Genomic DNA, 12779 nt, shown 5'->3' on the forward strand with positions numbered 1-12779 from the left:
GGATGACATGGAGGTGCGCCGCCTCCCCCGACCCGTAAGGGGTGGCCCCGATGTGAGCTGCGTCACATTCCCTGTGGAAGGCGGGAAAGGCGACCCCGCGTCCGTACCTGAGGGTGGCAGCAGCAGGCACGGACTAGGGGGTCGTCATGCTCGCCATCAGGTATCTCACCGGATTCACCACCGCAGGCCTCGCCGTCGTCGCGCTCACGCTCGCCGGGTGCAGCGACAACAGCTCCGGGGGCGGCAAGGAGAGCACGCCGGACAGGGCGAGCGGGGGTGCCACGCTCGTCGCCGCCAAGGCGGAGAAGGTCACCGGCACCGTGGTCACCGACCGGGAGGGCTACGTCCTGTACCGGTTCGACGCGGACTCGGCGAAGCCGACGAAAGTGACCTGTTACGGGGGCTGCGCCAAGCTCTGGCCCGCGGCGACGGCCCCCTCCGGGGGCATCACCGTGAACGGGGTCGACCGGAAACTGGTGTCGACCGTCCAGCGGACGGACGGCACGAAGCAGCTCACGCTGGACGGCTGGCCCCTGTACCGGTACGCCAAGGACGATCAGCCCCGGGAGGCGTACGGCCAGGGCGTCGGCGGGACGTGGTTCGCGGTGACGCCCGCCGGCGGCAAGGCCTCGGGCGGCGCGGGCGGCTCCGGGTACTGAGAGCCCGCGGGGGTTCAAAGACAGGCTCTCAGCCCGCCCGGTGCACCACCGCGTCGCACAGCTCCACCAGCGCCGCCTTCGCCTCGCACTCCGGGAGCGGGGCGAGGGCCGAGCGGGCGTCCTGCGCGTACCGGACGGTGTCGCGGCGGGCCTGCTCGAGGGCCGGGTGGACGCGCAGCCGCGAGACGGCCTCGGCGAGCCGGGCGTCGTCCGTGAGGTCGGAGTCCAGGAGCTCGACCAGGGCCTTGTCCTCGGGCAGGCCGAGCAGGGCCGCGCGCTCGCGCAGCCGCAGGACCGGCAGCGTGGGAATGCCCTCGCGCAGGTCGGTGCCCGGCGTCTTGCCTGACTCGTGCGAGTCGGAGGCGATGTCGAGGACGTCGTCGGCGAGCTGGAAGGCGACGCCGAGCCGCTCCCCGTACTGGGTCAGGACGTCGACGACCGTCTCGTCCGCGCCGGACATCATCGCGCCGAAGCGGCACGCGACGGCGATCAGGGAGCCGGTCTTGCCGCTGAGCACGTCCAGGTAGTGGTCGACCGGGTCGCGGCCGTCGGCCGGGCCCGCGGTCTCCAGGATCTGGCCGGTGACCAGGCGCTCGAACGCCTCCGCCTGGATGCGCACCGCGTCCGGGCCGAGGTCGGCGAGGATGTGCGAGGCGCGGGCGAAGAGGAAGTCGCCGGTCAGCACCGCCACCGAGTTGCCCCAGCGGGTGTTGGCGCTGTCCACGCCGCGGCGCACGTCCGCCTCGTCCATGACGTCGTCGTGGTAGAGCGTCGCGAGGTGCGTGAGCTCGACGACGACGGCGGAGGGCACGATGCCCGGCGCGTACGGGTCGCCGAACTGGGCGGCCAGCGTCACGAGGAGCGGCCTGAAGCGCTTGCCGCCGGCCCGCACCAGATGCTGGGCGGCCTCGGTGATGAAGGGGACCTCGCTCTTGGTCGCTTCGAGCAGTCCCTCCTCGACAGCCACCAAACCGGCCTGGACATCGGCTTCCAGAGCCTGGTCCCGCACGCTAAGACCGAAAGTCCCGACGACGGTCACGAGTGGGTCTCCTGTCTGCTGACGATCACGACGATCACATGGCTAAACGCGGTCGATCTGGTCGATCATTCGGTCGATGACACGGTTTGTCGATGTGTCGCTGCCATCACCCGAGTCAGCGTATCCGGTCGCGTTTCGATCACAGGGGGCGCCTGCCCGCACAGGCCAGATCGGGCGGCCCTCTGACACCCCCGGTATGTTCTTGATCAGCCGATACGACCGGGAGTACGCACTTTGTCCCGCACCGCGACCGACACCGACCCCGCGGCCGAGCAGCCGCCGCCGGAGGACGACACGGCCTTCTTCGGGCAGCCCCGCGGCCTGCTGACCCTGTCCGGCCTGGAGGTCTGGGAACGCTTCTCGTTCCTCGGCATGCAGGCCATTCTCGTCCTGTACTTCGCCGACTCCGTCGCGGGCGGCGGCATGGGCATGGACCCCGGCACCGCCGCATCGGTCTCGGCGGCGTACGGAACGCTCGTCTACCTGGTCTCCGTCGCCGGCGGCTGGCTCGCCGACCGGATCCTCGGCTCGTACCGCGCGGTCCTGTGGGGCGGCATCCTCATCGCCTGCGGCCACTACTCGATGGCCGTGCCCACGCCGACGATGACCTGGGTCGGCCTCGGCCTGATCAGTGCGGGCACCGGCCTGCTCAAGCCGAACGTGGCCTCCATGGTCGGCAAGCTCTACCGCACCGACGACGAGCGCCGCGACGCCGGCTTCGCGCTGTACTACATGGGCATCAACATCGGCGCCTTCGCCGGACCGCTGATCACCGGCTGGCTCGGCGACCACAAGGGCTGGCACTGGGGCTTCTCCGCGGCCGCGATCGGCATGACCTTCGGCCTGATCCAGTACGTGGCCGGACGGCGTCACCTGGCCGGACGCAAGCACGCCGCCGAGTACGCGCTGCCGCCCGAGGGGATGCGCCGGGCGGTGCGGATGATCGTCATCGGCGCGCTCGTGGTCGCGGCCCTCGCCGTGGTCCTCGCGCTGGCCGGCTGGCTGACGATGGACCGCTTCGTCGACTGCCTCACGGTCATCTCGGTGATCGCACCGGTCGTGTACTTCGCGGTGATGTTCAGGAGCCCGCGGGTGACGGCCGAGGAGCGGGGCCGGCTCAAGCCCTATCTCGTGCTGTTCGTCGCGTCGGTCGCCTTCAACTTCATCCTGTTCCAGGCGTACTCGACGATGATGCTGCTCGCCTCGACGAACGCCGAGACGACCATCCTCGGCTTCCACTTCCCCGCCAGCTGGTACGCGTCCGCGCTCGGCGCCTTCGAGGTCGCCCTGGCGCCCGTGGTCGCGGGCCTGTGGGCGCGGATGGGCCCGCGCCAGCCGCACGCCTCCAACAAGATCGCCATCGGCGTGATCCTGGGCGGTCTGTCGTTCCTGCTGATGGTGATCCCGACGTCCGGGCACAGCGGTGACACGTACAAGATGGCGGCCTGGTGGATCGTCGGCTCGTACCTGCTGCTCGGCCTCGGTGACATCCTCCTGGAGACCTCGGGCATGTCGGCGACGACCAAGCTCGCGCCGAAGGCCTTCGCGAGCCAGACCATGTCGCTCTGGTTCCTCTCGCTCGCCCTCGCCAACGGCATCCAGGCCCAGACCGTGAAGCTCTACGGCGAGGTCTCCAACCCCGCCTACTTCGGTGTCAACGGCGCCATCGCCATCGCCGTCGGTGTCGCCGTGATCGCCCTGGCGCCGTGGCTGCGGCGCACCATGCACCCCGTCCGCTGAGGTACCTCCCATGAGCACTCCGAAAACGCCGAAGATCCGAACCGAGTTCCCGTACGGGACGACCCGCGAGGACATCCGCGTACCCCTCTCCGACGGAACGACGCTCTTCGCGCGCGTCTGGCGCCCGGTGACCGACGAACCGGTCCCGGTGCTCCTCGAATATCTGCCGTACCGCTTGAGCGACTGGACAGCGCCGCGCGACTGGCAGCGTCATCCCTGGTACGCGGGCCACGGCTACGCCTCCGTACGCGTCGACGTGCGCGGGCACGGCAACTCCGAGGGCATGCCCGGCGACGAGTACGACGCGCAGGAGCTCGCGGACGGCGTGGAGGTGGTGAACTGGCTGGCCGCGCAGCCCTGGTCGTCCGGCAGGGTCGGCATGTTCGGCATCTCCTGGGGCGGCTTCAACTCCCTGCAGATCGCGGCCCTCGCGCCCGAGCCGCTCAAGGCGATCGTCACGGTCTGCTCCACGGACGACCGCTATGACAACGACGTGCACTACATGGGTGGTTCCGTGCTCGCCGTCGACATGCACGCGTGGGCGGCGACGATGCTCGCGTTCGTGTCGCGCCCGCCGGACCCGCAGTTCGTCGGCGAGCGCTGGAAGGACATGTGGGTCGAACGACTTGAGGCCGTGGATCCCTTCATCCACACCTGGCTGAAACACCAGACGCGCGACGACTACTGGCGGCACGGCAGCGTCTGCGAGGACTACTCGGCGATCACCGCGGGCGTCCTCGCGGTGGGCGGCTGGCACGACCCGTACCGCGACACGGTGCTCCGCCTCGTCGAGCACCTCCCCGACGACCGGGTGCGCGGGATCATCGGCCCGTGGTCGCACCAGTACCCCGACCGCTGCCTGCCGCCGGGCCCGCCGATCGGCTTCCTCCAGGAGACGCTGCGCTGGTGGGACCACTGGCTCAAGGGCGAGGACACGGGCGTCATGGCGGAGCCCAAACTCCGCTCGTACATCAGCGATTCGCACCCGCCCGCCACGGTCTACGACGAACTGCCCGGCACCTGGGTCGGCGACCCGTCCTGGCCGTCCCCGCACGTCTCCCCCGTCTCGTACGCGCTCCAGGGCTCCCCGGTCCAGGTCCGCTCCCCGCAGCAGACGGGCCTGGACGCGGGCCGCTTCTTCCCGTTCGGCAACGACGGGGACCTGCCGCCGGACCAGCGGGACGAGGACGCGAAGTCGGCCTGCTTCGAGTTCGAAGTGCCGTCGGACGTCAGGGTGTTGGGACGGGCCAGGGTGACCCTGCGGCTGACGTCGGCGGCCCCCCGGGGCCAGGTGGTGGCCCGCCTGTGCGACATCGCGCCGGACGGCTCCTCCACGCTCGTCACCCGCGGCGTCCTCAACCTCTCCTCCCGCCACGGCCGGGCCGCGAACGTGCCCTGGCTGCCCGGCACCACCGAGGACGTCACCTTCGAGCTGAACGGCATCGGCCACACCTTCCCCGCCGGGCACCGCATCCGGCTCGCGGTGTCGTCGACGTACTGGCCGTGGATCTGGCCGCAGCCCGGTTCGGAAGCGGGCTTCACGCTCGACCCGGTGGGCAGCGTCCTCGAACTCCCGGTGCGCGACGGCGACTTGGGCGCGCCCATCACCTTCGGCGACCCGGAACAGTCCGAGCCGCTGGGCGTCGTCCACCCGGCCCCCCTGGACGAGCAGCGGCCCGAGCGGCTGCTCGTACGGGACGTCGCGAAGGGCGAGTGGAAGCTGGAGGTCGACCCCCGCTACGGCGGCACCCGCGTCTACCCGGACGGCCTCGAGTTCACCGAGGACGCCCTGGAGACGTACGTCATCAACGAGTCCGACCCGCTCTCGGCCCGCACCCGGTCGGACTGGTCGATCCGGCTGCACCGGCCGGAGCTCGCCTGGGACGCGCGCATCGAGACGCGGTCCGAAATCTCCTGCACGGCAACGGAGTTCGTCACGTCGAGCGAGGTGGTGTGCCGGGACGGGGGTGAGGTGGTGTTCCACCGGACGTGGGAGGAGCGGATTCCGCGGACGGCGGGGTGACGGCGACGAGACCGCACCCCACAGACGAGAAGCCGCCCTCTACCCCCCGAACATCCGCTCCAGGACCACGGCCACCCCGTCGTCCTCGTTGGACGCACACACCTCGTCCGAGACCGCCTTCAACTCCGGGTGCGCGTTCGCCATGGCCACCCCGTGAGCCGCCCACAGGAACATCGGCACATCGTTCGGCATGTCGCCGAAGGCAACCGTGCCTGCGGGGCCCGCGCCGAGACGCTCCGCGGCCAGTTCGAGGCCCGTCGCCTTGGTGACGCCGCGCGGCTGGAGCTCGACCGTGCCGGGGCCGGACATCGTGACGGTGGCCAGGGGGCCCACCGCCGCTCGTGCCACCGTCGCCAACTCGTCGTCCGTCAGGGCCGGATGGCGCAGCAGCACCTTGCTGATGGGCTCGGCCCACAGGGCGGACCGGCCGGGGACGCGGACCGCGGGCAGCGTCGGATGCGGCATGAGGTACCCCGGCTCGATGAGCGTGAGGCCCTCCACCCCGTCCTGGTCCACGGCCGCGTACACCTGCCCGACCTCGGCCTCGATCTTCCCGAGTGCCTGCTCGGCCATGTCCCGGTCCAGGGTCAGGGACCACAGCAGGCGGTCGGCCGCCGCGTCGTACAACTGCGCGCCCTGTGCGCACACCGCGAGCCCCTCCCCGCCCAGGTCGTCGAGGAGCGGCTTCACCCGGGGCGCGGGGCGGCCCGTCACCACGATGTGCCGGGCGCCGGCCGCGGCGGCTGTCGCCAGCGCGGCGCGGGTGCGGTCCGAGACGGTGTCGTCGCCGCGCAGCAGCGTTCCGTCCAGGTCAGTGGCGATGAGGGCATATGCGGGTGCGGCCATGATCCGAAGAATACGGACCAACTGCCCCGGGAGCCCGTCGAGTACCGGCCGTGTGCAGAGCGCGGCGGCCGCCCCCGCACCGGGCCGTACGGGGCCCCGTACGGCCTTCGGGCGCGGGGCATCACCGCCTGCACGGGTGACATTCCGAGGACGGCATCACCCGGCGGACCGCCACCGCCTGATCACGTCCCCCTCCACGGTGAGCCACGTCCCGTCCCCGAGCGCGAGCGGGTCCGCGCAGGACGTGCCCGGATAGGTGAGTTCGGCGAGCGGCAGCAGGGTGTGGCCGTCCAGGACCAGATGGCGGGTGTCCGTCGACTCCGGTTCCGCGGCGACGGCGCTCAGCACGCGGTCCTTGTCCAGGAACCCGGCGTGGTGGCCCGCGAAGCACAGGTCGTCGGGCAGGACGTCCTCGGCCTCCACGACGACGTCGTCCCGCCCTTCCTCCCAGCGGCTGAGCCAGCCGCCGCCCACGTCCGCCTTGATGACGGCGCCGTTCAGGCTCACCCCGGCGAACGGGTCGTTCTCCAGGCCGAACTCCGCCACGTGCAGGACGTCGTCGCGCAGGGAGACCTCGAGGCCGTAGAACGTGTCGCCCTGCAGCGCGTTGAGCAGCAGCTGCGCGGGGTCGGTGAGGGACTGCTGGAAGGCGTAGCCCGCGGTCGCCGACGGCAGCACCGCGTGCGCGACACGGCGGCCGTCCGCCAGGTCCAGAGCGACGCACAGGTCACCGGCGTACGCCCCGTCGCCCGCGTCGGGTCCCGGCGTCGTGACGAGCAGGCGGCGGCCCGAGGCGTCGTCCACGCAGGACGCCGACGCGTTGCCGCGGTCGGACCACGGCTCGAACGCGTGGCTCCACCGGGCCCGGGCCGCGTCGTCGTACACGGTGACCCGTCCCTCGCCGACGACCGCGAGCCCGCCGTCCTTCAACGGCGAGACGAATCCCCGCGTTTCACCGGCCGGGGCGGAAGGACCGCGGCGCCGCTCGGCGAGGATCCGGGAGGGGTCGGCGGCCACCCGGGCCGCCACGGTCCCGGCCGCGTCCTCGGCGACCAGCCAGCAGGAGCGGTCCCGGACCAGGAAGGCGTCGTACCAGGAGGACCGGTCTCCGTGGCCCGGCAGTTCCTCCTCGGCGAGCAGCTCGGCGGCGATGTGCGCGTAGGTCATGGCCCCGGGACGTCACCCTTCCGCGAGGACGTGTGCCTCGTAGCAGTACTCGGCCTCCGCGATCACGACGGCCTTGTCCAGCGTCGTCGCCAGGAACATCCAGGGGTCCTCCACCGCGCCGCGCACCCGCTCCGTCCAACCGGCGGCGCCGACAAGACACTCCAGCCACGGCGGGTCGCTCAGGTGCGTGGCCACGTACACCCGGCCCGCGGCCGTCCCGGTCAGGCCCTGCTGCTCCAACAGCCCTTCCAGCCAGGCGCTCAGCTCCGCGGGCGACGCGTCGTCGGGGAGCGTCTCGGCTGGTTCGGTGAAGATGTCCCAGGTGGTGCTGATGGCCTCGCCCGTCCAGGTCGGCACCTCGGCGGGGCCGAGCGTCCGGCCGGTCAGCAGGTCACCGAGGTGCGCGCGGGCCGACTCCAGGGCCGCCTTCTCCCGGCGCTCTCGCAGGCGTTGCTGCAATCTACTTTCCATTGCAGCGCCCTCCTGTGTAGTAGAAGTGGTGCTTCGGCTGGATCTGCTTGTACGTCTTGCCTTGCATGTTGATGTCCCGGGGTGATCCCTCCGGCGGCTTCCCCGCGTGGAAGTGCGGGTAGGGCGCCCGCGGATCGTCGGTGTGCTCGGCGATGACGCGGGTTCCGTCGGGGGTGTCGTACTGGTAGTAGCGCCCCCAGCCGGCCCGCGGGTCGCGGTCGGGGTCCGCGTTCGGATCGTACGGCCGGTAGACGTAGTTGGCGCGGCCCGCCTGCGTCGGGTCCCCGCCGATGGTCCACTGGTGCGTCGGCTGACTGGAGTTGGGGATCCCCGCCATGTCGCGCGCGGCGTTGAACGCCTCCCGTCGCGTGTCGAACTCCGGGTTGTGGTCCGCGGCGAGGCCGAGGGGGTCCGACCAGGTCAGCGGGTGGTGGACGTAGGCGACCGGGTTGGCTGCCGGTCCGAGGCCCAAGGGGTCGGGGCCGGTGTAGCGGGCGGTCTCCGGGTCGTAATGCCGGAAGTAGTTGTAGTGCAGCCGGGTCTCGTGGTCCGCGTACTGTCCGGGGAACCGCAGCGGGGTGTAGGCCTCGGCGCCCTTGTTCCACGCGGTGTCGCCCCAGACGGTCGCCCGGGTCCGCCACGCGACGGTGCCGTGCTCGTCGACGAGTTCGGTAGGGGTTCCCACCAGGTCGGTGACGATCGCGAAAAAGCGTGCGTCGGTCTCGGCCCCGTCCCTGGACACGTGCTTGCTCTCGATCTGGCAGACGGGGTGCAGGCCCCGGTGCTCCCAGGTGAGCGTGAGAGCCGGCGGCCCGGCCTCCGGCACGGAGGTGGTCTGCTCGGCGAGCGTCGTGCCGTCCCAGACGAAGTCGGTCCGCTCCACGACGTCCTGCCCGTCAGCGGCCAGGCGCTCCTTGGCGATACGGCGGCCCAGCGGGTCGTAGCGGTAGCGCCAGGCGACACCGTCGGGTGTCACGACGCGGGTGAGGCGGCTCTCCGCGTCCCAGGTGTAGCGCCACACCTCGGGCCGCCGCGACAGACGGCTGCGGGTGCGCACCGTCGTACGGCCTGCCGCGTCGTACTCGTAGCGGACCCGGCCCGCGCTGCGCACCCGGGTTCCTTCGTAGGTGCGCTCCCCGACGGCATCGCGGCCCGGCATGTTCTCCGGCCACTGGGCCCGCAGTTGGTTGCCCGCGGCGTCGTAGGCGTAGGTCTCGCTCCAGCGCGTGGCGTGGACGGCGGTGATCCGGCCCACCGGGTCGAGGTCGAACCGGCGGCGGCCCGACCGCAGGTCGTCCACCCCGGCGAGCGAGCCGTCGGGGCGGTAGGTGTAACCGCGGCCGAGCAGGGTGCTGTCGTCGGGGCCCGTCAGTTCCTGGCGGACCGCCCGGCCCAGCGGGTCGTAGCGCCGGGTCAGGGTGAGGTCGCCGACGCTCCGGGTCACCTCGCGCCCTGCCGCGTCGTGGGCGAAGGTGAGGCTCCGCCCTGCGGCGACGAGACCGGCGGGGTTGCCCGCGGCGTCGTAACTCCACTCGGTGCGGGCACCGGCCGGTGTGGTGCGGGACACCCGTCGGCCCGCCCTGTCGTACGTGTAGCGGGTGGCCCGGCCGTTGACGGTCTCGGCGACGAGCCTGCCCACCGCGTCCCGTTCGAGGGCGAGTTCGGCGTCGGGGCCCGTCGCGCCCACCAGGTCCCCGGCCCGCGAGTAGACGAACGCGGTGATCGTGCCGTCCGCGTCCTTGCGGACCACGCGGCCCTGGGCGTCTCGCTCGAACCGGAGCACGCCCCCCGCGGAGTCACGGCGTGAGGTCAGCCGGCCTGCCGCGTCGTGCCCGTAGCGCACCTGCCGCTCGTCGAAGTCCGTCTCCGCGATCAAGCGGCCCGCCTCGTCGTACGTGTACGCCCAGGTGAGGCCCTGCGGTCCGGTGACCTTGCCGAGGCGCAACTCGGTGTCGTGCTCGAACTCGTAGCGGGCTCCGTCCGGTCCTGTCCGTGCCGCGAGCAGATCGAAGTGGGTGTACTCGAAGCGGGTGACCGAGCCGGTGGCGTCCGTGTGGCTCGTGCAGTTGCCCTCGCCGTCCCAGGTCCAGGACTCCACGGAGCCGTCGGCTGCCGTGAGCCGGGCGGGCCTGCCCTCCGCCGTCCACTCCATCCTCGTGACGGCGCCGAGCGGATCGGCGATCTCCACCACCCGCCCGAAGCCGTCGCGTCGGCAGGTGCTGACCGCTCCCAGCGGATCGGTGAGCCGCAGCACGAGCCCCGCGCCGTCGTGCTCGGCGGCCGTCGTGTGCCCCAGGGCGTCGGTGACGGTGGTCACGGCGCCCGTGCTGTCGTGGGTCCAGCGGAAGCCGCCGCCGTCGGGGGCGACGAGAACGGTCAGGTTGCCGCGCTCGTCGAAGGTCTGGACGCTGCGCCGGCCGTCGGGGCCCGTCCACTCGGTCGGCAGGTGCAGCGCGTTGTACGCGATGCGGCTGCTGTTGCCGTCGGGCGTGGTGATGGACACGAGGTCACCCGCGTCGTCCCACTCCCAGCGCGTGGTGTTGCCCAGCGGATCGGTACGGGACAGCAGGTGATCGCGGCTGTCCCAGCGCTGGGTGGTCATCGCGCCCAGCGGGTCGGTGACCGCGACGATCTGGCCGTGCCGGTTGGCGCGGTAGACCGTGGTGTTCCCGAGGGAGTCGGTGTAGGTCGCTGTGGTGGCGCCCGCCTGGTCCGGATCTCCGTAGGTGACGGTCGAGTTGAGGAATCCGTCCGTGCCCCGGGTGGCGCTCACCCGCCCCTGCGCGTCGTACTCGTACGCGAAGGTGGTGTCGTTCGAGTCGCGCCAGCCGGTGATGCGGTGCGCGTCGTCGTACGTCAGGTGCAGCGGGGCGTCGACCGCGTTGCGCACCTCGGTCAGGGCGGCGGTCGCGTCGTCGTACGCGAAGGCGCGGAGGCGGACGGGTCCGTCGCCGGTCAGGGCGTGCAGGGCGGTGACGCGGGGCCGGCCGCGGACCGGCTCGCTGCCCGCCTCCAGGACGTATCCCCCGGTGTGGGTGATGGCCTGTGGGGTTCCTGCCTCGTCCCGGTCGATGCCTACGGTGTTGCCGTTGCGGTCCTCGACCGCCGTCAGCCACCAGGTGTCCGTGTCGTCCATGGCGTCCATGGCGTCCATGGCGTCCGTGGCGTCCGTGGCGTCCGTGGCGTCCCCGTCCTCCGTGGCGGACTCGAAGAATCGCGTCAGGCCGGTGTGCGGGTCCCGTACGGCGAGGACGTACGTGGTGCCCCGGGTGATGCAGGTCAGCGGCAGCGGATGGCCCATGACAGGCAGGACGTGGTCGCCGGGCAGGTCGGGGCGGCGCGGGTAGAGCAGCACAGAGCCGTCCTCCCGGTACCAGCGGATGCCGCCCGACTCCCGGTCGTCCGCCAGGCGTTCGTCCAGGGTCGACGCCCAGGAAGGGCCGAAGAAGCGCCCGTACCCGTAGCCGGACAGGTGGGTGCGGCGCAGGATCAACGGCAGGACGCCGGGCAGGTCGACGTCGGTCTGCGCCATGACCAGCTGCCCCGATGCCATGTCGATCGGGTCGCCGCAGGTCTCCTTGTCGGACAGCGCACGGGCGTCCTTGGCACGGTCCACCAGATCCGGATCGTTCTTCCGGGCCTCGTCGATCTTGAGGGGTGAGCCCGAGTCGCCCTTCCTGTGCCCGTCGCCCTTGCCGTCGCCGTGCTTCTTGCCGTCGAGGATGGCCTCGACCTTCTCGCGTACGTCGTGGTCCTTGCCCTTGTGCAGCCGCGAGGCGCCCTTGACCCGCTCAGGGACGGTGTCGGTGAGGTGCTTGGCGACCTTGCCGAGGGCCTTCTCCGAGCCCTTGAGCGCGCCGTGCAGCACGCTGTCGAAGGCCTGCGTGAACGGATCACGGCCCTTGCTCCGGCCGAACGCGCCGCGCGCCTTGCCGAGCGAGGAGGATGCGGCCAGGTGCAGTTCACCGCCGTGCTTGGAGACCTTCCCCGCACCGTCCTCGAACTCGAAGTGGTCGATGTGGGTGCGCTTCTGGGCACCGCCGCCGGCCGAGGCGATCTGCATCGCGCCGGCTCCGGCCGAGGCGATGTGCATCCCGCCGCCGTGCTTGCCGCCGCCACCGCTGCCGTCCGCGGGCGGCATGTGGAAGGCGCCCTCGGCGAGGTCGAGGACCATGTCCTCGACCATCGACTCCAGCTTCGCGTTGATCGGCTGGGTGATCTTCGCCAGGACCTCGTCGACGATCCGGTCCACGGCCTCGTCGATGATCCGCTTGACCACCTGCCGCATGGCCGCGACCTCGCCCGCACCGATCAGCGCGGAGAGCCCTCCGGTGACGACCGCGAGCCCGGCCGAGATGCCCACCGAGGCGGCCATCGCCCCGAGTTCGATCTCGGCCTTGGTCTTCATGCCGAAGATGATGTCGGCGAGGATGTCGCACGCGTCGGCGAACAACCGAGCAAGCTCGGGGAGTTTCTCCAGGTGACTGGCCTTGATCTGGTTCCAGTGCTGCTCCATGGAGTCGACCGCCCAGCCCTCCGAGGAGGACAGGATCCGGGAGAACGCCTTGTGCGCGTCCCCACCGTGCCCCTCGAACTTGTCCGCGAACTCCCGCATGGCGTCCGCCATTTCGCGGTAATCGTCCTCGTCCACGTTCGGGAAGTTGATCCCGATGAAATCCAGGACGTCGTCGAGCCAGCCCGGAATCGTGTAGCCCATGTCTCCCGATCCTCCCCCGAAGTCTCGGCTGCACCTCCAGTGTCACTGACGCATGCATACGAGGAAAAGTTCCTGCGCCCCCCGTCCCGGTTCTGTCCGGTGTTGTCCTGCCTGTCC

8 protein-coding genes are annotated in these 12779 nt (G+C 71.4%); 3 read left to right on the top strand and 5 right to left on the bottom strand.

The genetic code is table 11. The annotated features are described in order from the left end of the window. Positions 1 to 146 precede the first annotated feature (146 nt). Entirely contained in the window at positions 147 to 659 is a 513-nt protein-coding gene (locus ACIBUY_RS38535) for a hypothetical protein (RefSeq protein WP_399155141.1), read from the top strand. Positions 660 to 687: 28 nt separating this feature from the next. Here the strand turns inward: ACIBUY_RS38535 and ACIBUY_RS38540 are convergent, their stop codons facing one another. Beyond that, on the bottom strand, positions 688 to 1698 hold the full coding sequence (locus tag ACIBUY_RS38540) for a polyprenyl synthetase family protein (RefSeq protein WP_365576869.1): 1011 nt from the start codon (positions 1696 to 1698) through the stop codon (positions 688 to 690). Between the two features lie 234 nt (positions 1699 to 1932). Between ACIBUY_RS38540 and ACIBUY_RS38545 the strand changes: the two genes are divergently transcribed. Continuing rightward, positions 1933 to 3438, top strand: coding sequence for a peptide MFS transporter (locus ACIBUY_RS38545; RefSeq protein WP_365576867.1), 1506 nt, complete (start codon positions 1933 to 1935; stop codon positions 3436 to 3438). 10 nt (positions 3439 to 3448) lie between these two features. Further along, the gene (locus ACIBUY_RS38550) at positions 3449 to 5461 is read left to right on the top strand and encodes a CocE/NonD family hydrolase (protein ID WP_399155142.1); all 2013 of its coding nucleotides are present in this window, start codon (positions 3449 to 3451) and stop codon (positions 5459 to 5461) included. A 39-nt stretch (positions 5462 to 5500) separates the two neighbouring features. Here the strand turns inward: ACIBUY_RS38550 and ACIBUY_RS38555 are convergent, their stop codons facing one another. From ACIBUY_RS38555 to ACIBUY_RS38570, 4 genes are all read right to left on the bottom strand, one after another. Beyond that, entirely contained in the window at positions 5501 to 6307 is an 807-nt protein-coding gene (locus ACIBUY_RS38555; RefSeq protein ID WP_365576863.1) for an HAD family hydrolase, read from the bottom strand. A 156-nt stretch (positions 6308 to 6463) separates the two neighbouring features. Next, positions 6464 to 7474: a hypothetical protein gene (locus tag ACIBUY_RS38560; RefSeq protein ID WP_365576861.1), complete on the bottom strand. Its 1011-nt coding sequence runs from the start codon at positions 7472 to 7474 to the stop codon at positions 6464 to 6466. 12 nt (positions 7475 to 7486) lie between these two features. Continuing rightward, the gene (locus ACIBUY_RS38565; protein ID WP_399155143.1) at positions 7487 to 7945 is read right to left on the bottom strand and encodes a hypothetical protein; all 459 of its coding nucleotides are present in this window, start codon (positions 7943 to 7945) and stop codon (positions 7487 to 7489) included. Then, positions 7935 to 12662 carry a DUF6531 domain-containing protein gene (locus tag ACIBUY_RS38570; RefSeq protein WP_399155144.1) on the bottom strand — a complete coding sequence of 1576 codons (4728 nt, stop codon included), beginning with the start codon at positions 12660 to 12662 and terminating at the stop codon, positions 7935 to 7937. Before ACIBUY_RS38570 ends, ACIBUY_RS38565 begins: the two co-directional genes overlap by 11 nt. Positions 12663 to 12779 lie beyond the last annotated feature (117 nt).

The sequence above is a fragment of the Streptomyces sp. NPDC050085 genome (genome assembly GCF_044460595.1).
GTDB lineage: Bacteria > Actinomycetota > Actinomycetes > Streptomycetales > Streptomycetaceae > Streptomyces.

Excerpts from the sequence above, each read along its gene's own strand:
- ACIBUY_RS38535 (WP_399155141.1), top strand. The coding sequence starts at position 147 with ATGCTCGCCATCAGGTATCTCACCGGATTCACCACCGCAGGCCTCGCC.
- ACIBUY_RS38550 (WP_399155142.1), top strand. The coding sequence starts at position 3,449 with ATGAGCACTCCGAAAACGCCGAAGATCCGAACCGAGTTCCCGTACGGG.
- ACIBUY_RS38555 (WP_365576863.1), bottom strand. The coding sequence starts at position 6,307 with ATGGCCGCACCCGCATATGCCCTCATCGCCACTGACCTGGACGGAACG.
- ACIBUY_RS38560 (WP_365576861.1), bottom strand. The coding sequence starts at position 7,474 with ATGACCTACGCGCACATCGCCGCCGAGCTGCTCGCCGAGGAGGAACTG.
- ACIBUY_RS38565 (WP_399155143.1), bottom strand. The coding sequence starts at position 7,945 with ATGGAAAGTAGATTGCAGCAACGCCTGCGAGAGCGCCGGGAGAAGGCG.
- ACIBUY_RS38570 (WP_399155144.1), bottom strand. The coding sequence starts at position 12,662 with ATGGGCTACACGATTCCGGGCTGGCTCGACGACGTCCTGGATTTCATC.